Raw genomic sequence first — 24,124 nt, 5'->3', positions numbered from 1 at the left:
CTTCTCCTAGTACTGGCCGAGGGCGAGGCCCTGGGTGAAGTAGCGCTGCGTGCACAGGAACAACACGAGCGTCGGCAGGGACACGAGCAGTCCGCCCGCGAGCACCACCGGCATCGTCGAGCCGCCGTAGGTCGACTGCAGCGCCGCGAGGGTCGTCATGACGGGCCTGACATCGGCGTCCTGTGAGAGCGAGAGGCCCAACAGGAGGTCGTTCCAGATGAACGTCGCCTGGAGGATAAAGACGGCGAACAGCGCAGACTTGGACATCGGGAGATAGATCCGGAAGAAGGTCTGGAACGCATTGGCCCCGTCGAGGGCCGCCGCCTCGTAGACGTGCTGCGCGATGCCCGAGAAGAAGTTGCGCAGCACGAAGGCCGAGAACGGCACCGAGATGACCGTGTAGATGAGCACCATGCCGAACCGGGTGTCGAAGATGCCCACGGTCACATAGCCCATGAACAGCGGCATCAGCACCATCTGGATGGGGAACACGGTCGCGGAGAAGATGATGACGAACCACATGAAGGCCCGCCTCACCTTGAGAACGACCAGGGCGAAGCCCGCCATGGCGCCGATGATGACGGCAATGATCGGCGAGACGACCGCGTAGATCAGCGTCGACAGGAGTCCTTGCGCGATGCGGCCGCGATCGAGCGCGGTCGCGAAGTTCTCGACGATCCCGCCCAGCCCGTCGGGGATCCACACGGTCGCGTTGCCGTAATTGGCCGACAGCTTGGCGGCGTTGATCAGCATGAGGTAGATCGGGATCAGCCACAACACGCCAAGGACGACGAGAATGGCCTTGCGGACGAGTTGCATGTCAGAACTCCCTCGCCGGCGCCAGCTGACGCCGCAGGTAGAGCAGTGATGCGCCGACCGTGACCACGGTCAGCAGGAGGGCCACCGCCGCCCCCAGCCCGTAGTCGTTGAGCATGAAGCTCTGTTTGTACATGGTGATCGCGAGGGTCTCCGAGACGCGCCCGGGGCCGCCCTGGGTCATGCCCCAGACGATGTCGAACGTCTTCAACGAGCCGACGATGCTGAGGCCCACCACGACCGTGGTCATCGGCGCCAGCATCGGCCACGTGATGTTCTTGAACAGTGACCACCCGGTCGCGCCGTCCACCTTGGCCGCTTCGATCGGCTCGGTCGGTATGGACTGGAGACCCACCCCGAAGAGCAGCGCGTTGACACCGGCCCCCTGCCAGGTGGCTGCGGCGATCATCACGAACGTGTTGAGCGGCCAGTCGAGCAACCAGCGCGAGTCGGCGAACGGCAGGTGCAGGAACTCCATGGCCTGCGTGAGTGCCCCGTTGGTCTGCAGGATGAACGAGAAGATGACGCCGACCGCGATGCCCGAAATCGCGTACGGCAGCAGGAACGGCAGCCGGTACCAGAACGAGCCCTTGAGCCCGTGGGCCAACACCGCGATCAGCAATCCCAGGCCCACGGGCAGCACCAGCGTGCCCACCACCCAGATCACGGTGTTGAGCATCGACTGCACAATGTTGGGATCATCGAACAGCTCCGTGTATTTCGCGACCCCGACGAACTCCGGATCCCCCAGGCCGTTGAACTCTGTGAGGGACAGGTACGCCGTGTAGAGGAACGGTGCGTACAGCAGCACGCCACACAGGATCAGCGCCGGGGCGAGGAAGCCCGCGGCGGTCACCTGTTCCTGTCGCGCTCGGGCACCGGGCCCGCCCTTTCTGGCGGGCGCCGGGCCCGCAGTCGTCGCCTCGGGTGTGTCGGTGGCGGTACTCATGGCGCCTCCCTTCGCTTCCGTGGGGCAGAGAGCGGTGCGGCCGGCCGGTCGACCGGCCGCACCGCCATCCTCAGCCCTGCTCCGCCCAGTAGGTCTCGGCCTCGGCCTGCAGGGCCTCCTGCATGCCCCGCGGATCATCGGCGTTGGTGACGAAGGCCCCGAACAGCTCGGTCGAGAGCTGGTAGACCGGTTGCGGGCTGCCCTCGAGATACCGGGGCAGGATCAGCGTGTCCGCCGCGTTGTCGCCGGTGACGGAGGCGACGAGCGCCTTGAGTTCGGGGTCGGCGAGTTCGACGTTGGGGTTGAAACTCACGTCACCGCGGCTCTGCGACCATGCGGTCTGGGCCTCGGTGGTGAGCCACCACGCCGAGTACGCGAGGGCGGCGTCCTCGTTCTCGGAACCGGCGCCCACACACAGGGGCCCGGTCTCCAGGACCATGGGTTGGACGTCGGTGGCCGGGTTGAGGTTCGGGAACAGGAAGATTCCGTAATCCTCACCAGAGACCGCGTCGATGGCGTCGAGTTGGCCGGTGAAGAAGGTGCCGAAGTAGGCCATGGCCACCTCCCCGTTCATCAGCATCGCCTGGGGGTCACCCGTGACACCGGGATCGATGAAGTCACCGCGCTGGATCATCTCCTGCCACTTGTCGACGGCGACGTTCACGTCCTTGTCGGTGTAGCTGGCCGAGCCGTCGAGCAGGCCCTGGTAGGTCTCCGGGTTCTGGCCGGCAAGCAGCGCCTGGAAGTAGACGAACTCGAAGATGATGTTCATCTGGTGCAACGGTGCGACGCCGGCGTCGCGCAGCGTCTGCATGACGGTCTCCATCTCGGCCCACGTGGTCGGGGGCTGCAGGCCGTGCTCGGCGAAGACGGCCTTGTTGTAGTACACCGCCCAATAGGCGACGTTCAGCGGCACGCAGTACTGCTTGCCGTCAAAGGTGTACTGGTCCTTCAGCCCCTCGGGCACCAGGCCGTCGGCCTCGGCCTCCGCCCAGATGTCGGAGGTCTCGGCCACCAGGCCCTGTTCCACCAGCTCACCGAGACTGCCGCCGGTGTGCCAGGTGAACAGGTCGGGCCGGTCGTTGGTGCGGAACGCCTGGCGGATGTAGGTGTCGTAGGCCACCGGATCGGAGTAGCCCGTGAACTCCAACTGGATGTCCCCGCTCGCGGCGTTCATCTCGTCGAACGACGGCTCCCAGGCCGCCTTGTCGGTGAAGAAGTTGACCGTGCCCGACGCCGCCGGGGCGTCCGCCCCGCCGTCGGTGGGATCGGTGGAGGGCTGGCTGCCCCCACCCCCACACGCGGCCAGGATCAGGGCGCTCGAGAGCGCGAGTGCGGTGAGTGCCTTCTTGATTGACATCGTTGTTCCTCTCCAGGGTCAGCCGTTGCGGCGGCCGTCAGGGTCGTCCACCGTGACGGTCCAGAATCGGGGGCGGTAGATCGTGACGTCGTCGAAGATGTGGTTGTTGTCGAACGTGTTGACGTTGTAGCTGATCAGCAACCTGCCGTCGTCGCTGAACTGCGGATGCACGTGGGAGTTGTAGGTCCAGATGTTCGGATCCCCGTAGGAGCCCCACGGCCGGTCTCGGGGGTCTGGAGCAGGGGGGTCCTGTTCACGAACGGCCCGGTGGGGCTGCACGCGGTGTACGCCACCACCTGGTTGGAGAACACCACCTCGGTGTCGTGCGTGACGAGGAGGTAACCGTCCCGGAACGGGGTCACCGAGTACTCGTTGGCGACGTGGTCGAGGATCGGCGCGGACTGGGAGGAGTCCTTGGTCCACGTCGATCCGTTCCAGAACTCCCACCTGTCGACCCTCGAGAGGTCCTGGCCGCGCACTCGGGCGACATGCGCCTGTTTGAGCGCCCCTTGGTCGTCGACTCCGTAGAGATAGGTGACGCCGTGGTCGCGTTGGTACCAGGACGTCCACTGCACGTCGTTGTCGACGTCGAGGTCGGTCACCTTCTCGACCTGCCAGGTGCGGGTGTTGAGCGTTCCGATCGCCGAGTGGTCCCACGCCCAGTCCCACAGACCCGGGCCGGAGCGGTTGTAGCGGTTGAGACCGATGTACAGGTTCCTGCCGCTGGGCTCGACGTAGCCGGCACCCAGCCAGAACCACGAGTCGGCAGCGGGCGGCCCGAAGATCGCCTCACGCTCCTGCTCCGTCCCGCCGGTGACGGTGTCGTGGAGCTGGCCCCCCTTCTCCAGGACGATGGAGTTGTTGATGAAGCCCATCGTGGCCATGTCGACCGTGCCGTCGACCACGGTGCCGAGCACCGTGTCGGAGAAGAGCCACGCGGTGGTGCCTCTCTTCAACTCGACCGAGTAGGTGGAGTCGGCACCGATCCATGCGCCCGAGGTGTCGCCGTACGCGGCGAACTGCTCGGTGCGGGCGTCCGGCTGCGCCCCCGTGACGATGAGCGGCTGCGTGGCGAGCGAGCACGTGCCCGCCCCCGCTCCCGGCTGTGCGGCCGCCGGGGTCGCAACGGTCAGCGAGCCCACGCCGACCAGGGCCAACACGCCGAGGCCGGCCGCTGCCCTGACAGTGGGTGTTCGTCGGTTCTTCATGGTTGCATCACCTCAGTGTGATCACGGGCCACCGCGGCACCGGCTTGGTAACGATACCATGTACGACGGCCGCCGGGCCGAGCGAGTCCGAATTGTTATCCAAGCCGTAGGATGTGCGCCATGGAGCAGGGGGCGGACATCGCCCGGGCCAGGAAGCCCACCCTCAAAGACGTCGCCAACATGGCCGGGGTCTCGCCGATGACCGCCTCGCGGGTGATCGGCGACAAGGGGGGCGTCTCCGCCGAGATGACCCGCAAGGTGCACGCAGCAGCCAAGAAGTTGGGCTATGCGCGCAACGAGGCCGCCCGGTTGATGCGGCCGGGCCAGCGCTCCGGCCTGCTCGGGGTGATCGTGACCAACATCGACAATCCCTACTACGCCCAAGTGCTCCTCGGGGTCGAGGCGGCGGCGAAGGATGCCGGTCGGCAGATCATCACCGGCTTTTCCCACAACGACCCCCGCCTCGAGGCGGAGCTGGTGCGCGACCTCTCGGCCCGCCAGATCGAGGGGCTGATCGTCGTCCCCGCCAGGGCAGACGCCCCACACCTGGCTGCGGCAGCCAAGGCGGGGATGCCCATCGCGCTCGCCTCGCGGTCGATCAACCATGGACGCGTCGACACAGTCCTGGTTGACGACATCGGCGCGGTGCGCACCGAGGTGGGCAAGCTGCTTGACGAAGGCAGGCACCCCATCGCATTCCTCGGCGGCGAGCCCACGATCACCACCGCGGCCCGGCGTTACGCCGGTTTCGTCCAGGCCCACACCGACGCAGGGGTCGAGGTCGACCAGCGCTACGTCAGGCAGATGCCGAGCGAGCCCGCCGCGGTGGTCCGGGTCACCCGGGAGCTGCTGGCGATGGACGAGCCCCCCGCGGCCTTCTTCACGGCCAACAATCGCTTCAGCATCAACGTCCTGCGCGTGCTCCTCGACCTGCACGCGCGGTGGACGCCGCACAGCACCGCCCCCCGACTGGTGGGCTTCGACACGTTCGAGTTGGCCGATCTCGTGCCTTACCCGCTGACGCTCATCGAGCACGATGCCCAGGCGCTCGGCCGCCTCGCCGCCGAATTGACGCTCCGCCGGATCAACAGCGCCGAGCGCACTCCACCCATCACGATGACGATGCCGTCCGTGGGCGTGGTGCACGGCCTGCAACCCAATTCATCCTGACCCTCGCCACGTAGCGCTGAAGTTGGTATCGTTACCAGACGCAGGAGCAACAAAGGAGTTCCCGGTGCGCAGCGATCAGCCCAACTACGACGTCGATCCCACGATTCTCCAACCCCCCGGCACCCCCGTGTGGGTGGCCGACGAGGCGTGGCGGGAGCTGGCCCGCGCCGCAGCTCGGCTGGATCGCGCCGTCGTCGTCGTGGACTGTTACCCCGGCGTCGACGAGCAGGCGGTGAAGGCCAGCCTCGAGCGCGTCTTCGACGTCGTGGTGAGTGTGCCCGACGAGGCGGCCAGGCCGACCGAGGAGATCGATGCCCTGGTGGCCGCCAACCTTGGCGACGACCGCGTCTTCGGCTACATCACCCAGTTCAATGTCGCCGATCTCTACGACGAGGCGCGCCTGGCCGAGCTGCGCCGCCGGGTGCACGAGCGCACGGGCCCGATCGTCCTCATGGGCTGGGGGGCTCGCCTGGCCGCACCGGACGCCGACGTGCTCGTGCTCGCCGACATGCCCCGCTGGGAGCACCAGCTCCGGATGCGCGCCGGCATGCCGAATTGGCGATGCAAGAACGGCGACGAGGACATCCTGCGCAAGTACAAGCGCTCCTTCTTCGTCGAATGGCGCATGGCGGACCGTCACAAGCAACCCCTCCTCGATGCGCTCGACTATCTGCTCGACACCACCATCTCCGCCGACGAGGCCCGGCTGATCACCGGGGACACCTTTCGCTCCGCGCTGGACGCCGCCATCACCCGGCCCTTCCGCTTCGTCCCCTACTTCGACCCCGGAGTCTGGGGCGGCCACTGGATGCAGGAGGTGCTGGGGCTGCCGGGCGATGTGCCCAACTACGCGTGGGGATTCGACTGCGTGCCGGAGGAGAACTCACTCGCGCTCGACATCGACGGCGTCCGGGTCGAGATGCCGTCACAGAACCTGGTGCTGCGCAAACCCATCGAGCTCATGGGCCCCGGGACGTTCGCCCGGTTCGGGGCCGACTTCCCCATCCGCTTCGACTTCCTCGACACGTTCGGGGGTGGCAACCTGTCGCTCCAGGTGCACCCGCTCACCGGGTACATCCAGGAGAAGTTCGGCATGAAGTACACCCAGGACGAGAGCTACTACCTGCTCGACGTGGGTGACGACGGCGGGGTGTACCTCGGGCGGAAACCCGGCGCCGATTTCGACGAGATGTTCGACGAACTCGAGAAGGCGCAGCGCGGCGAGGGCTCCTTCCCCGACGAGCGCTTCATCAACCGGTTCAACGCACGCAAGCACGACCACGTGCTCATCCCCGCCGGCACGGTCCACTGCTCCACCCGCAACACCATGGTGCTGGAGATCTCGGCCACCAGCTACATCTTCACCTTCAAGATGTGGGACTGGGACCGCGTCGGTCTCGACGGCAAGCCTCGGCCCGTTCACCTCGACCACGCCCGCGCCAACGTGCAATGGGATCGGGACACCGACTGGGTGACCAGCAACCTCATCAACCGGATCGATGTGCTGGAGCAGGGCGACGGTTACCGCATCGAGCGCACCGGCCTGCACGAACTGGAGTACATCGAGACGGTGCGGCACTGGTTCTCCGTGCCCACCCTGCGCGACACGCAGTCGACGGTTCACGTTCTCAACCTCGTCGAGGGCCGGGCCGCCGTCGTCGAGAGCCCCACCGGGGCGTTCGAACCGTACGAGGTGCACTACGCCGAGACGTTCATCGTGCCCGCCCACGTGGGCGAGTACACCATCCGTCCGGCCGACGGCGCCGGGGAGTGCGCGACGCTGACCGCCCACGTCCGGGGCACGGAGTTCCCACGATCGGTGAGCGGTGAGGACCTGCGGTTCTCGGGGCGGAGCGCCTCCTGATGCAGCGCGTCCTGGAGGTGGGCGGCACGCACGTGACCTCAGCGTTGGTCGACCCCGAACGAAGCCGGGTGGTGCGCTCGCAGCGGTCCGACCTGGACAGCTCGGCCGACCGCGCGACGCTGCTGACCGGCCTGGTCGCCGCGGCGCGTGGGTTGGGCGGGGACGCGGACGGACTGCCGCTCACCGTCGCCATCCCCGGGCCGTTCGACTACGCGCGTGGTGTCGGCAACTTCGAGGGCGTCGAGAAATTCGGGGCGCTGAAGGATGTGGCGGTGGGCGACCACCTGTCGGCCGAGCTCGGGGTGCCGGTGACGTTCCTGAACGACGTCACCGCCTACGCGATCGGCGAGTACGAGCTGCACGGCCGACCACGGCGGTTCGTGGCGCTGACCCTGGGCACCGGCGTCGGCTCATGCTTCCTCGACAACGGCGAGCCGGTGGACAGCGGCGCCGACGTGCCGCCGCACGGGTGGGTGTACCTGTTGGAGTGGGAGGGTCGGCCGCTGGAGGACACCTTCTCCCGCCGCGCCATCGCTCGCGCCCACGCGGCCGCCACGGGCGAGCACCACGACGTCCGCGCGATCGCCGAGCTCGCCCGTGACGGTGATGACCTGGCCACCGGGGTGCTGACCAGGGCGTACGGGGCCCTGGCCGAGACCATCTCCCCCTGGCTCGTGCGCTTCGGGGCCGACGTGGTGGTGGTGGGCGGTTCGATCGCACAGTCGTGGGACCTGACCACGCGGTGGTTCACCCCGCGGGTCGAGGAGATCGTCCGAGAGGCCGGCGCCGAACCCCCTTACATCGAGCCCGGCTCCGACGGCGAGACCGCCGCCCTCATCGGCGCCGCGCAGTACGGCGAGGGCCACGGCGCGGCCGGGTAGTCCGCGGTGCTCGACGCGCAGCGGCACGACCGTGTCAGCATGGGGGCATGGACGTGCGTGGTGGCCAACACTTGCCGGTCGTGCGGACTGCGCTGGCCGGGCTGGCCCGCCTGAACGCGCGGCACCCGTGGAGCCACAACGATCACTTCCACCCTTGGCTGCTGCGGCGGCTGCCCGAGCCCTGCCGGCTCGCCGTCGATGTCGGCTGCGGCCAGGGTCTGCTCGTCGCGCGACTCGCCGCCCGGGCGGAACGGGTGGTGGGGATCGACGTCGACCCCCACATGCGCGAGGAAGCCTCGCTGCGCTCTCGCGACCTGACCAACGTGACGATCACCGACGCGTGTCTTCCGAACGTGGCCGCCGAGCACGGGGCGGTGGACGCGGTCACGATGGTGGCCGTCCTGCACCATCTCGAGGCCGCGGAGGCGCTCACCCAGGTGCGGGAGGCTTTGGCTCCGGGCGGCAGGTTCCTCGCCGTTGGGTTGGCACCCCCGGTCACGGCGCGCGACGCGGTATGGGAACTCGCCTCAGCGGTGACCAACCCGCTGATCGGGATGGTCAAGCACCCCCGCCCGTCACGCGCGGCTCCCGCGCCGGACGCGTTTCCGGTGGCGGACCCGACCAGGTCCTTCGGCGAGATCAGAACCCTGCTCGACGCGGTGATGCCCGGCGCCAGACTGCAGCACCGGCTCGGCTTCCGGCACACGATCGCGTGGACGAAACCGCGCTGACCCGTCGGGCCGGGGGCGCTCAGCGCTGCCCGAGGTCGTCCGCCCCGAAGGCCTGCGGCAGCACCTCGGCCATGCCCACCATGCCGCGCGGTGTCTCCACGACCAGGTCGGCTCCCCCGTGCTCCCACAACAACTGTCGACACCGGCCGCACGGCATGATGACCTCACCGGCGCCGTTGCAGCACGTGAACGCCATGAGGCGTCCGCCGCCGCCGTTCACCAGGTCCGACACCAGCCCGCACTCGGCGCACAGCGTGACGCCGTAGCCGGCGTTCTCCACGTTGCAGCCCGAGACGATCCGCCCGTCGGACGCCAGCGCCGCGGCCCCCACCCGGTACCCCGAGTAGGGCGCATAGGCCCGCGCGGCGGCCGACCGCGCGGCCGCGCGGAGGACGTCCCAGTCGATGCCGCTCACCCCATCATCCCGTGTAGGGCACGCCGTCGGCCTTCGGTGCCCGCGAGCGCCCGATGAGGCCGGCCACGGCGATGATCGTCGCGAGGTACGGCAGCATGAGCAGGAACTGGCTGGGCATGGGCGTCTGCAGCGTCTGGAGCTGGGAGGCCAGCTGGGTGACGAAACCGAAGAACACCGCCATGAGCGCCGCCCGCACGGGGTGCCAACGGCCCATGATCAGCGCGGCGAGCGCGATGAAGCCGTTGCCGACCGTGATGTCCTTGATGAAGCTGACGCTCGACCCGATGGTGAAGAACGAGCCACCGAGCCCGGCGAAGACACCCCCCGCGAGCACCGCCTGCCAGCGCACGGCCCGCACGTTGATGCCGACGGTGTCGGCGGCCTCGGGGTGCTCGCCGACCGAGCGCACCCGCAGCCCCCAGCGGGTCCGGTAGAGCAGGAACCAGACCACCGGCACGCTCACGAACGCGAGGTACACCAGGATCGTCTGGTTGAACAGCACCGGCCCGATGAGCGGGATGTCGCTCAGCAGCGGGATCTCCAGCCGCGAGATGGGCGGCACCCGGTTCAGCTCGGTGGAGTTGGGCTGCACGAGCTGGTCGAACACGAAGCCGGTGAGGCCGGACGCGAAGAGGTTCAGCACGACGCCGAGCACCACCTGGTCCACCAAGTACTTGATCGAGAACAGCGCCAGCATCGCCCCCATGAGCACGCCGGCGATGACGCCGGCCACCAGCGCGGCGGTGATCGAGCGGGTCACCGACCCCACCGTCGCCGCCGTGAACGCGGCGGTGAGGAACTGGCCCTCGATCGCCACGTTGACCACGCCGGCGTTCTCGCACAGCACGCCGCACAGGGCGCCGAGGACGAGCGGTGTCGCCAGCGCGATGGTGCCGGCGAGCTGGTTCTGCACCGGGAACGAGAACGGACGCCCCGCGGCGGCCCAGGTGACGAAGCCGAGCACGATCGCCGCGGCGGCGATGGTGGCGGCGGACGCCTTCGCCCGCCCCCACAACCGGCCTGAGACGAAGCCCGCCCCGGCCAGCAGGGTCAGGAGGGCGCAGACGAGCACCACGGGCAGCCCGGGCAGCGCCACGGTGGGGAGCTGCACGGCGGCGAAGGCGTCCGACAGGGCGTAGCTCGCATCGCCGCTTGTGCCGAAGCCGAGCCAGGCCATGAGCGCGCCGAGCACGAGCATGAGCGCCCCGGTCGAGAGCCGGGCACGCCGCGCGGCGGCGGACTCGGTGCGGTCGAGCTCGAGGGGGACGTCGAGCGTTGTGGGATGCGTGGTGGTCATGCCTCACCTCCGACGAGGGCGGGGCGCCGGGGGGCACGCACCTTCGGGATCAGGGCGCTCACGATGGCCGGCGCCGCCACGAACAACACGATGAGCGCCTGGAGCACGGTGGACAGGGTGAGCGGGGTCTGCGCGAGGCTCTGCATGGCGAGGCCGCCGGAGTGGAGGCCGCCGAACAGCAGCCCGGCCAGGACGGTGCCCACCGGTCGGCTGCGCCCCAGCAGGGCGACGGTGAGGGCGTCGAATCCGACCGACCCCACCAGCCCGAGGGAGAGGGGGGTGGCCACCGCGTTCGCTCCCGGCCCCAGCGCGTACATGACGCCGGCCAGCCCGGCCAGGGCCCCCGAGATCGCCATGGTGACCATCGTCGTGCCCGCCACGTTTATACCGGCGGTGGCAGCGGCGCTCGCGTTCGAGCCCACCGCACGGATGGCGAAGCCGATCGTCGAGCGCTCCATGAGCCACCACACGATCGCCGCAGCGACCAGCGCCACGAGGAAGCCGACGTGGAGCTGGCCGTAGATGACCGGGAACGCCGCGCTCGGCTGGATCGGCGGGGCCAGCGGGTCGATGCGGCCGGGCCGCAGGAACGCCGGGGTGAGCAGCAGCCAGGCCAGCGAGCTGGCGGCGATGAAGTTCATCATGATGGTGACGATGACCTCGTGGGCGCCCGTCTTGGCCTTGATCAGGCCGACGATGCCGCCCCACACCGCGCCGAAGAGCACACCGGCGACCACGGCCACCAGCAGGTGCACCACCGGCGGCAGCGACCACGCGAAGCCGACGTAGGCGGCCGCGATCGAGCCCCAGATCGCCTGGCCCTGCGCACCGATGTTGAACAGGCCGGCGCGGAACGCGATGCCGACGCCCAGGCCGGCCGCGATCAGCGGGGCCGCCTGCCAGGCCGTCGCGGCGAGCGCCGCGGGCGACCCGACGGCCCCCGCGAGCAGCGCGGAGTAGGCCCCGGCGACCTTCGTCCAGGACGCCCCGAGCGCGAGCTGCGGAGCGGTGAACACGTAGGCGTACTGGCTGATCACGTCCGGGTCGGACACGATCATCAGCACCGCCCCCACGAGCAGCGCCAGCAGGATCGAGCCGGCCGTGGTCGCCCACCGCCGGCCACGGTCGCGCAGGGCGGCGCGGCGGGCGTCGTCAGCTGGCTCCTCAGCCATGGTTCTCCTCCTTGCCCGGGCGGGGCGCGCCCTGGGCGTCCTCGAGCGGCACGCCCGCCATCATCAGGCCCAGCACCTCGCGGGGCGTGTCGGGGCTCACGATGCCCACGACGCGCCCGCGGTACATGACGAGCACCCGGTCGGCCAGCGCCTCCACCTCGTCGAGCTCGGTGGAGACCAGCAGGACCGCCGTACCCTTGTCTCGCTCGGAGACGATGCGGCGGTGGAGGAACTCGATGGCGCCGACGTCCACGCCCCGCGTCGGCTGGCTCGCGATGAGGACGCTCAGCGGCCGGCTCAGCTCTCGGGCCAGCACCACCTTCTGCTTGTTGCCGCCCGAGAGCGAGCTGATCGGGTCGTGCACCGACTGGGCGCGGATGTCGAACTCCTCCCGCAGCGCCACGGCGTTGCGGTCGATCTCGGCCAAGTCGAGCGCCAGACCGTGCGCGAACGGCGCCTGGTTGGACCGGTTGAGCACGAGGTTCTCCGCGATGGTGAAGGGGGCGACGAACCCGTCCGCCTCCCGATCCTCCGGCACGAAGCCCATGCCGGCGTCGATCGTCTGCCGGGGTGTGGCGCGCGTGATGTCGGTGCCGTCGAGCGTGACCGTGCCCTCCAGCGGCGTCACGTTGCCGAGCAGGGCGTCCACGAGCTCGGACTGGCCGTTGCCCTGGACGCCGGCGATGCAGAGGGTCTCACCGGCACGCACGTCGAAGTCGACCCCGTCGACGACGATGCCACCGGCCGTGTTCGCCACCTTGAGGCCGGTCACGACCAGCCGCGGCTCGCCGGGGGCGGCGGCCTCCTTCGCCACCCGCAGATCGATCGCGCGGCCGACCATCATCTCGGCCAGCTCCGCCTCGGACGCCGTCGGCGCGGCCTGGCCCACGATGCGGCCGCGTCGCATCACGGTGATCCGGTCCGCGACGGCGCGGACCTCGCGGAGCTTGTGGGTGATGAACACGATCGCGCGGCCCTCCGACCGCAGCCGGTCCATCACCGCCATGAGGTCGTCGATCTCCTGCGGTGTCAGCACGGCCGTCGGCTCGTCGAACACGAGGTACTGGGCGTCATTGGCCAGCGCCTTGAGGATCTCGACGCGCTGCTGGACGCCGACCGGCAGGTCCTCGATGACCGCGTCGGGGTCGACCGGCATCGTGTACCGCTCCCCCAGTTCGCGGACGCGCTGGCGGGCGGCGTCCTTGGCGAGGACGAAGCCGCCCTCGCGCCCCAGCATGAGGTTCTCGGCCACGGTGAACGGGTCGACCAGCATGAAGTGCTGGTGCACCATGCCGATGCCGGCCGCCATGGCCTGGCGCGGGTTGGTGAAGTTCTGGGGCGAGCCGTCGATGACGATCTGGCCCTCGTCGGGTTTGAGCAGCCCGTAGAGGACGTTCATGAGCGTGGACTTGCCCGCCCCGTTCTCACCCAACAGGCAGTGGATCTCCCCTGGGCGCACCTCCAGGTCGACGGAGTCGACGGCGGTGAACGACCCAAAGCGTTTCGTGATGCCGGCCAACTGCAGGCCGCCGGACGTGTGGTTCACACGCGGATCCTTCCATGAACCCACCCGTCGGGGCGAGACACGCGCGGGGAGGCGGCCCTGTCGGCCCGCCTCCCCGCGGTGGAACGCCTCCGATCAGGAGTTGACGGTGATCGTGCCGTCGATGATGTCCTGCTTCAGCTGCTCGATCTCGGCCTTGGTCTCGTCGGAGATCTGATCCTCGAAATCGTGGTACGGCGCCAGGTAGACGCCCTCGTTGTCGAGCGTGCCGACGAACACCTCGTTGTCGAACGAGTCCTCGAACGAGGCGCGGATCGCGTCGGTCACGGCCACGTCCATCGCCTTGCCGACCGACGTCGGGATCACCGAGGCGTACTGCTCCATGGAGAGGTAGCCGTCGGAGTCCACCCACATCGACACGACGTTGCCGCCGGACTCCTGCGCCACCTGGAGACCACCCTCGGACGCCGGCCCGGCCACGGGCAGGATCACGTCGGCACCCTGGGAGACCAGGTTCGTCGCGAGCTGCTTGGCGCCGGCCACGTCGGAGAAGTTGTTGCCGGGGATGAACGCCCCGTCCTGGGTGTCGGAGTTCCAGCCGACCACCTGCACGTCGGTGCCCTTGACCTCGTTGTAGTGCGCGACGCCCTGGGCGTAGCCGTCCATGAAGATCGTGACGGTCGGGTACGGCGCTCCGCCGTAGGTGCCGACCGTGCCGGTCTTGCTCATCGAGGCCGCGAGGTAGCCGGCCAGGAAGGCCGGCTCGGCGGTGTTGAAGGTCAGTCCCTTGACGTTGTCCAGCGGCGCGTCGTAGGCGAAGTCGACGATCGCGTAGTCGATGTCGGGGTTGGCCTCGGCGGATGCCTGGGTCGCGTCACCCAGCGCGAAACCGACGGTGACGATGACGTCGCAGTCGGCGTCCACCATCGACTGCACGTTGCCGGCGTAGCTGGCCGTCGTGTCGGACTGGATCTCGCGGGTCTGGATGCCCAGCTCGGACTTCGCGTCCATCATGCCCTTGTAGGAGGTCTCGTTGAACGACTTGTCGTCGAAGCCGCCCTCGTCGGAGACCATGCAGGCCAAGAAGTCGGACGCCCCGGCGGCCGCGGTGCCGGTGCTCGTCCCGGCCGTCGTGTCGGGCGTGGCGGTGGGCGGCGGGCTGGCGCAGCCGCCCAGCACGAGCGCGGCGGCGAGGCCGGTGCCAATCAGGGTCTTCTTCACAGGTGCCTCCTCGGCAGAACAGGTGGTCGTACACGTGCGTGCGCGGCGGTCACGCGCGTCGTGCGGCGATCGTAGCCCCGGACGCCGGCGCGCCACGCGGCGGGGCGGCCACGCCGCCGCACTTGATACACCTTTGTGACCTGAGCCCGGTCCAGGTCACGACGGGGTCACAGCACCTGCCGCACCAGGGCCTCCGCGGCGTCCACCATGGCGGTGGTCTCCCGCTGCCAGTCCGGCTCCTGGCCGCGGTACGGCCCCGTGGCCAGCGAGATGATGACGGCGGCCGCGCGCAGCCGCAGCTCGACGGGGTCGACCCGGGCGTCGAACACCGGAACCCAGGCCTGCAGGAGTGTGCGGACGCGGGCGGCCTGGGCGGAGCTCATGCGCTGGATGGTCGACAGGTGCGCGATGAGGCAGGCCAGGTCGTCGGCGCGGCGTCCGGGCCCGATGGTGTCGACGTCCAGGATGCCGACCACCCGCCCCCGGTCCACGTGGATCTGCCCTTCGTGGAAATCCCCGTGGGTGGGTTCGTCCCCCGGCGGCAACGGCGCCAGACCGGTGCGGATGGCGTCGGCCAGGGCATGCAGCCGGTCGTGCTGCGCGGGCAGCGCCGCGGCCACCATGGCCGTGTAATGATCGACCGCATCCGACCACGGCGGACGCCGCCCGAGCCCCGCCACGGTCGGCGGCATCGCGTCCAGCACCCCGATGAGGTCTTCGGCGGTGCACGGCGCGGCCTCGTCGAACACGGCGCGCGCCAACGGCGTGCCGGGCAGGGCACCGAGCACCAGCAGATGGTCCGGGGTCGTCGCGACGACCGGTGGGGCCGGGACGCCGGCGTCCGCCAGCAGCGCGTGACGCTCCGAGACGTCGGCGAACAACCGCTCGCGCAGCACCTTGACGTAGAACGTGGGGCCGTCGGCCACCCGCGCGCGCAATACGGCGCGTCGGCGCGGACGATAGGCGATCATCTCCAGCTCGAGGGACTCGGGCGGGAGCGGCCCCGCGACCGCGCCGGACCCGGATAGCACCGCCGCCAGCGAGGAGGGGTAGGCGGCGCGCGCCAGACCGGGCAGGTCGGGGTCGTTCGGATAGAGCCAGACGGCCACCTCGCGTTCGCCGTCGGCGAAGATCTCCGCGCGGCTGTCGGCGGCCGTCGGCCCCTGGGCGCGGGCGCTGACGCCCAGCAGCTCGCTGCGCCGGCCCCAGGGCCACGCCACGACGGCCGAGTAGGTGGCGGTTGTCGACTGCCGGGGGTTGGCATCGATGTGGTCCAGCGCCCAGCTCTCCAAGGTGCCGCCGGCGTGCTCCACCGCGGCGCCCAGCAGCCCGGCCACGGCGTCGGAGGACAACAGCTCGGCGCCGTCGTCGTCAGCCATGCGCCCTCCCCCCGCCCCGGCCGGTTGCCCCCGCGAGGCTACTCCTGGGCGAGCCCCAGGGCCGGCACGCCGTGCCGCGTGAGGCGAAGGCGGGAGGCGCGGCGTCCGTCCAGCTCCGTGACGGTCAGCTCGACGTCCTGCGGCACCGACTCCTCGGTGCCGACGGAGCTGACGACGCCGCGGACGGAGTCACCCGCCTCGGGCAGGCGCCCCAGCGTGGCCATCAGGTACCCCGCCACCGTGTCGTACGGACCGTCGGGCAGCGTCAGCCCGTAACGCTCCGCGAACTGCTCCAAGGTGGTGAGGCCGTCCAGCTCGTCGGGCACCTCGGCGTCGTCGGGCACCTCCAGGTCGAACTCGTCGGTGATGTCGCCGATGAGTTCCTCCACCAGGTCCTCGATCGTGACGATGCCGGCGGTACCGCCGTACTCGTCGCGGACGACGACGAGATGGTCGTTGGCCGCCTGCATGATCGAGAGGGCGCGGAGAATCCGCACCGTCTGCGGCAGCGCCGCCACGGGGCGCACCAGCTGGCTGATCGGGGCGTTGCGGGCGCTCGGGTCGAGATCGAACAGGTCGCGCACGTGGAGGAAGCCGAGCACGTCGTCGACGTCGCGCCCGATCACCGGGTAGCGGCTGTGGGAGCCGTCGGCCACCTGGCGGGCGGCCTTGTGGGCCGGCATGTCGCCGTCGAGGAAGTCGACCTCCGTCCGCGGCACCATGGCCTCCCGCAAGCTCACCTGACCGGCCGCGAACACCTCGTCCACGATCTGGCGCTCCTCGTCGCCCAACGTGACCGAGCTGCTGACCATCGCGCGCAGCTCCTCGTCCGTGACCTCCTCGCGGGACGCCTTCGGGTCACCACCCAGCAGCCGCACCACGACGTTCGTCGACACGCCGAGGAACCAGATGACCGGTCGGGTGATCGTCGCGATCACGTTCACCAACGGCGCCAGCGCCATGGCGAACGCCTCGGCACGCTGCATCGCCAACCGCTTGGCGCTGAGCTCGCCCACGACGATCGAGACGTACGAGATCGCGATGGTGATGAGCACCAGGGCCACGGCGGACGCGGCAGCCTCGGGCACGCCCCATCCGACGAGGACGGGGGCGAGCTCGCCCGCCAGGGTCGCGCCACCGAACGCGGCCGACAGGAAGCCCGACAGGGTCACGCCGATCTGCACGGCCGAGAGGAAGAGGTTGGGGTCGCCGGCCAGGCTGCCCACCGTCTTGCCGCGCTTGCCGCGCGTGCTCAGGGCACGGACCTGGCTCTCCCGCAAGGACACCAGGGCCATCTCCGCGGCCGCGAACACCCCGCCGATGAGGATGAAGAGCAGGATCAGCACGATGTTGGAGACCGTCGGGTTCACCCCGCCAGCGTATCGGGCTCCTCCGACGCTCCCCACGCTAGGGTGACCCCCATGGTTCCCCCTGCCGCGGTGCGCGTCGTCGCGGTGGTCGTGGCCTGGAACCGGCGCGACCTGTTGGCCCGGACGTTGGACGGCCTCGCGGCCCAGGAGCGCCCCGTCGACGCGGTCGTCGTGATCGACAACGCCTCCACCGACGACTCCGCGGCGCTCGCATCGTCACACCCGGTGGTGAGCGAGGTGCTCACGCTGCCGCGCAACACCGGTGGCGCCGGCGGATTCGCCGCCGGGGTCGCCGTGGCCCTGCAGCGGCACGCCGCCGACCGGGTGTGGCTCATGGACGACGACACCGTGCCGTTGCCCGGCGCGCTCGCGGCGTTGCTGGACGCCTGGGCCGCCCACCCCGGCCCCGTGACGCTCGCCGCCTCGCGCGCCGACTGGCACGACGGCCGGGAGCACCCGATGAACACCCCGCGGGAGCGCTTCGGCCTGACCCGGTCGGCGCGCGCGGCCGCCACGGCGGTGGGCGCGCGGGCCGTGCGGTCGGCGTCGTTCGTGAGCGTGCTGGTGGACGCCGCCGCCGTGCGCACCCACGGTCTGCCCGAGGCGGCCTACTTCCTGTGGAACGACGACTTCGAGTTCACCGCCCGGCTGTTGCGCCGCGGCGTGGGGCTGTACGTGCCGGCGAGCCGCGTCCAGCACCTGACGAAGGTGTTCGGCATGTCGGACGCCGACCCCGGCCCCCGGTTCCGCAACGAAGTGCGCAACAAGGTGTGGCTGTTCACCCGCTCCCCCGCCCTCGGGGTGCGGGACCGGCTGCTCTACGCCGGGTCGACCCTGCGGCGCTGGGCGCGCATGCTGGCGCGCTCGGCCGACCGAATCGCCCTCGTGCGCCACGGCTGGGCCGGGCTGCGCGAGGGGGTCGGACGCCCCCCGTCGACGACGGCGGTGCTCGCCGACACGCCGGTGGCCGCCGACGTCGCCGCGATCGAGCGGGGGGCCGGCCGTGCCTGAACCGCCCCTGCCCCCGTTCAGCGTCCTGCTGCCGGTCTACGCCGGCGACGTCGCCGCGCACGTGAACCGGGCCATCGCGTCGGTGTCGGCCGAGCAGACGCTCCGGCCCGCCGAGGTCGTCCTCGTCCGGGACGGCCCGGTGGCCGCCGACATCGCCGCCGTGCTCGCGCGGGCGGCGTCCGGCGAGCTGACCGGCGGGGTGGGCGTCCGCCTGGTCGAACTGCCGACCAACGTGGGCCTGGCCCGCGCCCTGGAGGCGGGCCTGGCGGCCTGCGCCCACGCGATCGTGGCCCGCGCGGACGCCGACGACATCTCGCTGCCGGAACGGTTCGCCACGCAGGTGCCGCTCGTGGCCGGCGGGCTCGACCTCGTCTCGGCGGCGATCGTGGAGTTCACGACCGACGAGCACGAGCGCGGGCTCGTGCGGGCCTGGCCCACCGACCCCGCCGCCATCGCGGCGCTCGCCCGCTTCCAGGACCCGTTCAACCACCCGGCCGTGGTGTACCGACGCGCCGCCGTCGCTGCCGCCGGCGGGTACGAGCACCTCGACAAGCTGGAGGACTACTGGTTGTTCGCGCGCATGATCGCGGCGGGCGCCCAAGTCGGCAACGTCGCCGAGCCGCTGGTGCTCTACCGGATCGGCGCCGGCGCCTACGCCCGCCGCGGCGGCTGGACGCTGCTGCGCTCCGAGCTGGGGTTGCAGGCCCGGATGCTGCGCACCGGGTTCACCACACCGTTCCAGTGCGCGCGCAACGTGGTGGTGCGGGGCGTGTGGCGCTTCGTCCCCACGCGGGTTCGCCGCCCCATCTACGCCGTCGTCACCCGCCTCCGCGGGCGCTGAGCCGCGCCCAGGAGCCTGCCGCTGCGCCTGCCCCTGCGCGGGCGTCCGGGCCGGGGCCTCAGCGGTTGCGCTCCCGCAGGAACGTCACGGCCTCGCGACACGGACCGTCGAAGACGACCCGGCCGGATTCCATGACGATGCCACGCTCGCAGATCTGCTGCACCAGATCGAGGTCGTGACTCACCACCACCAACGTCTTGCCGCGCGCCACGAGCTCCTTGATGCGGCCGATGCACTTGCGCTGGAACGGCTCGTCGCCGACGGCGAGGATCTCGTCCACCAGGAACACGTCGGGATCGGTGTGCACGGCCACGGCGAAGGCCAGCCGCAGGTACATGCCGGAGGAGTAGAACTTCACCTCGGTGTCGATGAACTCCCCGATCTCGCTGAACGCGAGGATGTCATCGAACCGCGCGTCGATCTCCTCGTGCGTCATGCCGAGGATCGCCCCGTTGAGGTACACGTTGTCGCGCCCCGGCAGGTCGGGGTGGAACCCGGCCCCCACCTCGATCAGGCCGGCGATGCGGCCGCGGACGCCGACGCTGCCCCGGTCCGGTCGCATGACACCCGAGATCAGCTTCAGCGTCGTCGACTTGCCTGAGCCGTTGAGCCCCATGAGGGCGACGGTCTCGCCGTGGTGGATGTCGAAGGTCACGTCGTCGAGCGCGTGGAAGTGGTTCGCCAGGTCGCCCTTGCGCCCCCGCACCAGCCAGACGAGCGCCTCCTTGAGGCTACGGGTGTGCCGCAGGACGAAGTCCTTGCCCACCCCGGACACCCGGACGACCACCTCGCCCGCCGTGCCCTGCGCCCCCCGCGGAGCGTGTTCGTGCACCATCACAGCTCCTGGGCGAAGTTGCCCTCGAAGCGGCGGAACACCACGTCGCCGAGCACGAGGAAGGCGACCGAGATCACCAGCGCCGCCGGCGTCCACACCGAGAACAGGTGCGGCGGGATCTCCCACGTGCCGCCGGAGGTCACGGTCGGGTGCCAGAACCCGTAGTGGAACAGCTCGACGGCCACGGTGAGGGGGTTGAGGAAGTACAGGTTGACGAGCCACGGCGCGGCCTCCCGCACCATCGTCCAGACGTACAGCACCGGGGACGCCCAGGTCGCGACCATGACGAGCAGGTCGACGATGTTCTCCGCGTCGCGGAAGAAGACGTTCGCGGTCGCGAACACCACGCCCAGCCCGAGGGCGAAGATGCCGATGATGAGGAAGCCCGCGAGCACCGCTCCGAGCTCCCACAGGTTCGGCACCCACCCGGTGAAGACGCACGCGACCAGCAGGACGATCACCTGGGGCACGAAGTGGATGAACGCCACCCACAGCGACGATGCCGGGAACAGCTCGCGCGGCAGGTAGATCTTCTTGATCAGGTTGCCGTTGCCCACGATGGAGCGCGCCGCGTTGCCGAACGCCTCGTTGAAGAAGTTCATCGCGATGATGCCGCTGAACAGGTACACCGCGTAGTTCTCCATGCCCTTGTTGAGCCCGAGGAACACGCCCATCGCGACGTAGAACACGCCGAACTGCACGGCCGGCTTGATGTAGCTCCACAGGATGCCGAGCACCGAGCCGCGGTAGCGGACCTGCACCTCCTTGCGCACGATGAGCCGCAGCAGGTACCGGTTCGCGAGAACGTCGAGCAGCCCCCGGCCCTGCCCGGGGGCCGTCAGTTCGGTCGCGGCCACTAGCGGGGGGACGCCGGGGCCGGGTTGCGCGCGAACGTCTCCGCCCAGCTCTCCGGCGACGTGATGCGCGGCAGGGCGTCGCGGTACTCCTTGGCCAGGGCCTCCCACCGGCGCGCGAGCTCGGCGTGCAGCCGCACGCTCTCCCAGGTGAGCGCCCGCACCTGGGCGGGGTCCCGCTGGTGCAGCGAGGCGCCCGTGCCGTCGGCGTTCGTGACGAGTGCGGAGTCGAAGCGCGGCATCCAGTACCACTTGCTGTCGGCGTGCCGGATCGCGGCCTCGGGGTAGGTGCGCGACAGCTCCCGGGGCGGCAGGGCGACCTGCCGCACGATGGTGGAGAGCGTCCACGGGATCAGCGCGGGCGTCGACGGCGGTTTTGCCTCCTGCCGCTTGCGCGGTTTGGCTGTGCGGACGGCGGGCAGCGCGCCGATGTCCTGCGACACCTGGGCCTCGACGTACTCCTTCTTCAGGCCGCGCGCCCGGGCCGCGGCCGTCGCGATCTGGTCGTGGAGCCGGTCGGGCCCGGCGAGCACGTCCCGGAGCCCGTCGAGCACGAGGCGTCCGGCGTAGTACTGCATCGAGATCGTGTGCTTGGTCTCCACCATGAGCGACTCGCGCAGCATGCGGCCACCCTTGAGGAAGCCGGAGTGCAGCAGGGCCGCGATCAGCCGGTTGCGCTCATGGAAGTAGGCCTGCCAGTCGACGGCGTCGTCCTTGTCGAACCACGACACGTGCCACACCGCCGAGCCGGGCAGCGTCACCGTCGGGTAGCCGTGCTCGCGGGCCCGCAGGGAGTACTCGGAGTCGTCCCACTTGATGAAGACGGGAAGGGCCAGACCGACCTCCTCCAGCACGACGCGCGGGATCAGGCACATCCACCACCCGTTGTAGTCGGCGTCCCAACGGCGGTGCAGCAGCCGGCGCGAGCGCAGGCCACGCTCGGAGAGATCGAGCTGGCCGAGCCCGTCCGGCGGGCCCCAGCGGAAGGCGTAGGGGTCGATGACCTCGGCGAACGCGTTGAGCAGCGTCCGGTTGTGCAGGTCGAACATGTGGGAGCCCACGATCGACGGCACGCGGCAGAAGTCGGCGAACGTGACCGCGCGCAGGATCGACTCGGGCTCCACCTTGATGTCGTCGTCCAGGGTCATGAAGTAGTCGGCCTTCACGCCGTCCGCGTCGGCCTGGAGCGTCTCGTACATGCCGCGGGCATAGCCGCCCGACCCGCCCATGTTGCCTTGGCGGATCACGCGCAACCGGCCTGCCATCTCCTCCACGGCCGCGGCATAGTCGTCCTCGTCCTCGACGAGTTCGGTGCCCTGGTCGACCACCAGCATCTCGTGCACCACGGACGCCAGCTCCTGCGACGCCGCGATGGCGCGGACGTTGGCCACCGCGTAGTCGGGCCGGTTGAACGTGGTCATGCCGAGGTTGACGGTGCCGACCTTGACGTCGCCGGCCTCCACCAGCCAGGACGCCTCCTCCAGCACGAGGCCGTCCTCGCCGCCCACCAGGTCGAACCAGTACCAGCCGCCGTCGTTGAAGGGCACCAGCGTGAGCTCGAACAGGTGCTCCGCCCCCTTCTCGGCGACCTGCCGGCTGTCGACGCGCTGCACCTGCCCCCGGGCGTTGCTGCGGTACACGATCACCGTGCCGTCGCCGGAGGTGACGACGCGCAGTACCACGGCGGTCACGTCGGTCCACCACCGCCAGTACGACGCGGGGAACGCGTTGAAGTACGAGCCCAGCGATACGTGGCGCCCGCGGCGCACACGCAGCGAGCGGCTCGACAGGTAGTCGTCGGGCCGCGGCTCCTCCTCCGTCGCCGCGGTGGCCGCCCCCGCCGGTGCTCCCCCGACCTCCTGCTCGGGCAGGCGTGGCGGGTCCACGTACAGCGCGGCGGCGTCCACGTCGCCACGCCCGGGGAACACCACCCGCGCGACCTCGCGGAGGGAACGGGCGCCCTCCACCTCGGTGTTCAGGGGGGTGATGTAGGCGACGGACTCGCTCACGCGTCCACCCCTCCGCTCTCGAGCCGGGCCCCTTCGGTGAAGTGGGGCCGCAGCTTGTTGTCCACCATGCTCAGCGCGGAGCCGATGGCCATGTGCATGTCCAGGTACTTGTACGTGCCGAGGCGTCCGCCGAACAGCACGTTCGACTCCGCGCGGGCGAGGTCGCGGTAGGCGAGCAGGCCCGCGCGGTCGGCGTCCGTGTTGATCGGGTAGTACGGCTCGTCGCCCTTCTCGGCGAAGCGGCTGTACTCGCGCATGATGACCGTCGCGTCCTTGGTGTAGGAGCGCTCGGGGTGGAAGTGGCGGAACTCGTGGATGCGCGTGTACGGCACGTCGGCGTCCGGGTAGTTCATGACGGAGGTGCCCTGGAAGTCCTCGATGGGCAGCACCTCCTCCTCCAGGTCGATGGTGCGCCAGCCGAGCTCGCCGGCCTCGAAGTCGAAGTAGCGGTCGACCGGGCCGGTGTAGACGACCGGAACCTGCCCGGCCGCCGCGCCCTTGCTGAACGGCTGGGCGTCGTCGAAGAAATCGGTGTCGAGCTTCACCTCGATGCGGGGGTGGTCGACCATCCGCTCGAACCAGGCGGTGTAGCCGTCGACCGGCAGCCCCTCCCACGTGTCGTTGAAGTAGCGGTTGTCGTAGTTGTAGCGCACCGGGAGGCGGCTGATGATGGACGCCGGCAGCTGCTCCGGATCCGTCTGCCACTGCTTCGCCGTGTAGTGCATGATGAACGCCTCGTACAGCGGGCGGCCGATCAGCGAGATGCCCTTCTCGACGAAGTTCTCCGGCTCCTTGCCCTCCAACTCGGCGGCCTGCTCGGCGATGAGCTGCCGCGCCTCGGATGGCGAGTACGCCGCGTTGAAGAACTGGTTGATCGTGTGCAGGTTCACCGGCATCGGGTACACGATGCCGTGGTGGTTCGTGTACACCTTGTGCACGTAGTTGGTGAACCCGGTGAACTGGTTCACGTAGTTCCACACCCGCTCGTTGCTCGTGTGGAACAGGTGGGCGCCGTAGCGGTGCACCTCGATCCCCGTCTGCGCCTCCGGCTCGGAGTAGGCGTTGCCGCCGATGTGGTGGCGCCGGTCGATCACGACGACGTTGAGGCCGAGATCGTTCGCGGCCCGCTCGGCGACGGTCAGGCCGAACAGGCCCGACCCGACGACCAGGAGGTCTGCATTCACTTGGGGGATCTCCCATCCATGTCGGCTCCCCGGCGGTGCCACCGAGGCGTCGC

22 protein-coding genes are annotated in these 24,124 nt (G+C 70.1%); 6 read left to right on the top strand and 16 right to left on the bottom strand.

Annotated elements, in window-relative coordinates:
* Positions 1-6: 6 nt before the first annotated feature.
* From PCC79_RS05480 to PCC79_RS05460, 5 genes are all read right to left on the bottom strand, one after another.
* Positions 7-819, bottom strand: coding sequence for a carbohydrate ABC transporter permease (locus tag PCC79_RS05480; RefSeq protein ID WP_232550167.1), 813 nt, complete (start codon positions 817-819; stop codon positions 7-9).
* Position 820: 1 nt separating this feature from the next.
* Positions 821-1,765: a sugar ABC transporter permease gene (locus PCC79_RS05475; RefSeq protein WP_342373238.1), complete on the bottom strand. Its 945-nt coding sequence runs from the start codon at positions 1,763-1,765 to the stop codon at positions 821-823.
* A gap of 70 nt (positions 1,766-1,835) precedes the next feature.
* Complete coding sequence (locus tag PCC79_RS05470; protein WP_342373237.1) at positions 1,836-3,125, bottom strand: ABC transporter substrate-binding protein; 1,290 nt, start codon at positions 3,123-3,125, stop codon at positions 1,836-1,838.
* 18 nt (positions 3,126-3,143) lie between these two features.
* Entirely contained in the window at positions 3,144-3,296 is a 153-nt protein-coding gene (locus tag PCC79_RS05465; protein WP_342373236.1) for a hypothetical protein, read from the bottom strand.
* Entirely contained in the window at positions 3,260-4,333 is a 1,074-nt protein-coding gene (locus PCC79_RS05460; RefSeq protein ID WP_342373235.1) for a DUF4185 domain-containing protein, read from the bottom strand. Before PCC79_RS05460 ends, PCC79_RS05465 begins: the two co-directional genes overlap by 37 nt.
* A 120-nt stretch (positions 4,334-4,453) precedes the next feature.
* Between PCC79_RS05460 and PCC79_RS05455 the strand changes: the two genes are divergently transcribed.
* The 4 genes from PCC79_RS05455 to PCC79_RS05440 all read left to right on the top strand — a co-directional run bounded on the left by PCC79_RS05455 (position 4,454) and on the right by PCC79_RS05440 (position 8,979).
* The gene (locus tag PCC79_RS05455) at positions 4,454-5,503 is read left to right on the top strand and encodes a LacI family DNA-binding transcriptional regulator (RefSeq protein ID WP_342373234.1); all 1,050 of its coding nucleotides are present in this window, start codon (positions 4,454-4,456) and stop codon (positions 5,501-5,503) included.
* 64 nt (positions 5,504-5,567) lie between these two features.
* Complete coding sequence (locus PCC79_RS05450) at positions 5,568-7,367, top strand: class I mannose-6-phosphate isomerase (RefSeq protein ID WP_342373233.1); 1,800 nt, start codon at positions 5,568-5,570, stop codon at positions 7,365-7,367.
* Positions 7,367-8,248 (top strand): ROK family protein, encoded by an 882-nt coding sequence (locus PCC79_RS05445; RefSeq protein ID WP_342373232.1) that lies wholly within the window; start codon positions 7,367-7,369, stop codon positions 8,246-8,248. Before PCC79_RS05450 ends, PCC79_RS05445 begins: the two co-directional genes overlap by 1 nt.
* Before the next feature lie 47 nt (positions 8,249-8,295).
* Complete coding sequence (locus PCC79_RS05440) at positions 8,296-8,979, top strand: class I SAM-dependent methyltransferase (protein WP_342373231.1); 684 nt, start codon at positions 8,296-8,298, stop codon at positions 8,977-8,979.
* A 19-nt stretch (positions 8,980-8,998) separates the two neighbouring features.
* Here the strand turns inward: PCC79_RS05440 and PCC79_RS05435 are convergent, their stop codons facing one another.
* The 7 genes from PCC79_RS05435 to PCC79_RS05405 form a co-directional block, all read right to left on the bottom strand.
* Positions 8,999-9,394: a cytidine deaminase gene (locus PCC79_RS05435; RefSeq protein ID WP_269779367.1), complete on the bottom strand. Its 396-nt coding sequence runs from the start codon at positions 9,392-9,394 to the stop codon at positions 8,999-9,001.
* Between the two features lie 4 nt (positions 9,395-9,398).
* Positions 9,399-10,691 carry an ABC transporter permease gene (locus PCC79_RS05430; protein WP_332836179.1) on the bottom strand — a complete coding sequence of 431 codons (1,293 nt, stop codon included), beginning with the start codon at positions 10,689-10,691 and terminating at the stop codon, positions 9,399-9,401.
* On the bottom strand, positions 10,688-11,863 hold the full coding sequence (locus PCC79_RS05425; protein ID WP_342373230.1) for an ABC transporter permease: 1,176 nt from the start codon (positions 11,861-11,863) through the stop codon (positions 10,688-10,690). Before PCC79_RS05425 ends, PCC79_RS05430 begins: the two co-directional genes overlap by 4 nt.
* Positions 11,856-13,409 carry an ABC transporter ATP-binding protein gene (locus tag PCC79_RS05420; RefSeq protein WP_232548855.1) on the bottom strand — a complete coding sequence of 518 codons (1,554 nt, stop codon included), beginning with the start codon at positions 13,407-13,409 and terminating at the stop codon, positions 11,856-11,858. Before PCC79_RS05420 ends, PCC79_RS05425 begins: the two co-directional genes overlap by 8 nt.
* 93 nt (positions 13,410-13,502) lie before the next feature.
* Complete coding sequence (locus PCC79_RS05415) at positions 13,503-14,588, bottom strand: BMP family lipoprotein (protein WP_232548856.1); 1,086 nt, start codon at positions 14,586-14,588, stop codon at positions 13,503-13,505.
* Between the two features lie 167 nt (positions 14,589-14,755).
* On the bottom strand, positions 14,756-15,967 hold the full coding sequence (locus PCC79_RS05410; protein WP_342373229.1) for an aminoglycoside phosphotransferase family protein: 1,212 nt from the start codon (positions 15,965-15,967) through the stop codon (positions 14,756-14,758).
* Positions 15,968-16,005: 38 nt separating this feature from the next.
* Positions 16,006-17,337, bottom strand: coding sequence for a hemolysin family protein (locus tag PCC79_RS05405; protein ID WP_332836180.1), 1,332 nt, complete (start codon positions 17,335-17,337; stop codon positions 16,006-16,008).
* A 51-nt stretch (positions 17,338-17,388) separates the two neighbouring features.
* Between PCC79_RS05405 and PCC79_RS05400 the strand changes: the two genes are divergently transcribed.
* Both PCC79_RS05400 and PCC79_RS05395 read left to right on the top strand, forming a co-directional pair.
* A complete protein-coding gene (locus tag PCC79_RS05400; RefSeq protein WP_232548858.1) occupies positions 17,389-18,348 on the top strand; it encodes a glycosyltransferase in 960 nt (319 codons plus the stop codon).
* A complete protein-coding gene (locus PCC79_RS05395; RefSeq protein ID WP_342373228.1) occupies positions 18,341-19,189 on the top strand; it encodes a glycosyltransferase in 849 nt (282 codons plus the stop codon). The genes PCC79_RS05400 and PCC79_RS05395 overlap by 8 nt, the downstream gene beginning before the upstream one ends.
* Before the next feature lie 58 nt (positions 19,190-19,247).
* Here PCC79_RS05395 and PCC79_RS05390 read toward each other — a convergent pair whose 3' ends face one another.
* From PCC79_RS05390 to glf, 4 genes are read right to left on the bottom strand one after another with little or no spacing between them, the layout of a single operon-like run.
* Positions 19,248-20,024, bottom strand: coding sequence for an ABC transporter ATP-binding protein (locus PCC79_RS05390; protein WP_232548860.1), 777 nt, complete (start codon positions 20,022-20,024; stop codon positions 19,248-19,250).
* The gene (locus tag PCC79_RS05385) at positions 20,024-20,881 is read right to left on the bottom strand and encodes an ABC transporter permease (RefSeq protein WP_232548861.1); all 858 of its coding nucleotides are present in this window, start codon (positions 20,879-20,881) and stop codon (positions 20,024-20,026) included. Before PCC79_RS05385 ends, PCC79_RS05390 begins: the two co-directional genes overlap by 1 nt.
* Positions 20,881-22,887: a glycosyltransferase gene (locus PCC79_RS05380; RefSeq protein ID WP_232548862.1), complete on the bottom strand. Its 2,007-nt coding sequence runs from the start codon at positions 22,885-22,887 to the stop codon at positions 20,881-20,883. Before PCC79_RS05380 ends, PCC79_RS05385 begins: the two co-directional genes overlap by 1 nt.
* Positions 22,884-24,071 (bottom strand): UDP-galactopyranose mutase, encoded by a 1,188-nt coding sequence (glf, locus tag PCC79_RS05375; protein WP_342373227.1) that lies wholly within the window; start codon positions 24,069-24,071, stop codon positions 22,884-22,886. The genes PCC79_RS05380 and glf overlap by 4 nt, the downstream gene beginning before the upstream one ends.
* Between the last annotated feature and the right edge of the window lie 53 nt (positions 24,072-24,124).

The organism is Propioniciclava soli, from assembly GCF_038502305.1.
Classification (GTDB): Bacteria; Actinomycetota; Actinomycetes; order Propionibacteriales; family Propionibacteriaceae; genus Propioniciclava; species Propioniciclava soli.
This window is presented reverse-complemented; position numbering and strand designations above follow the sequence as displayed.

What these genes read in the sequence shown, in the direction of transcription:
- PCC79_RS05480 (WP_232550167.1), bottom strand. Translation starts at nt 819, where the DNA reads ATGCAACTCGTCCGCAAGGCCATTCTCGTCGTCCTTGGCGTGTTGTGG.
- PCC79_RS05430 (WP_332836179.1), bottom strand. Translation starts at nt 10,691, where the DNA reads ATGACCACCACGCATCCCACAACGCTCGACGTCCCCCTCGAGCTCGAC.
- PCC79_RS05400 (WP_232548858.1), top strand. Translation starts at nt 17,389, where the DNA reads ATGGTTCCCCCTGCCGCGGTGCGCGTCGTCGCGGTGGTCGTGGCCTGG.
- PCC79_RS05460 (WP_342373235.1), bottom strand. Translation starts at nt 4,333, where the DNA reads ATGAAGAACCGACGAACACCCACTGTCAGGGCAGCGGCCGGCCTCGGC.
- PCC79_RS05390 (WP_232548860.1), bottom strand. Translation starts at nt 20,024, where the DNA reads ATGGTGCACGAACACGCTCCGCGGGGGGCGCAGGGCACGGCGGGCGAG.
- PCC79_RS05440 (WP_342373231.1), top strand. Translation starts at nt 8,296, where the DNA reads ATGGACGTGCGTGGTGGCCAACACTTGCCGGTCGTGCGGACTGCGCTG.
- PCC79_RS05470 (WP_342373237.1), bottom strand. Translation starts at nt 3,125, where the DNA reads ATGTCAATCAAGAAGGCACTCACCGCACTCGCGCTCTCGAGCGCCCTG.
- PCC79_RS05455 (WP_342373234.1), top strand. Translation starts at nt 4,454, where the DNA reads ATGGAGCAGGGGGCGGACATCGCCCGGGCCAGGAAGCCCACCCTCAAA.
- PCC79_RS05475 (WP_342373238.1), bottom strand. Translation starts at nt 1,765, where the DNA reads ATGAGTACCGCCACCGACACACCCGAGGCGACGACTGCGGGCCCGGCG.
- PCC79_RS05445 (WP_342373232.1), top strand. Translation starts at nt 7,367, where the DNA reads ATGCAGCGCGTCCTGGAGGTGGGCGGCACGCACGTGACCTCAGCGTTG.
- PCC79_RS05410 (WP_342373229.1), bottom strand. Translation starts at nt 15,967, where the DNA reads ATGGCTGACGACGACGGCGCCGAGCTGTTGTCCTCCGACGCCGTGGCC.
- PCC79_RS05425 (WP_342373230.1), bottom strand. Translation starts at nt 11,863, where the DNA reads ATGGCTGAGGAGCCAGCTGACGACGCCCGCCGCGCCGCCCTGCGCGAC.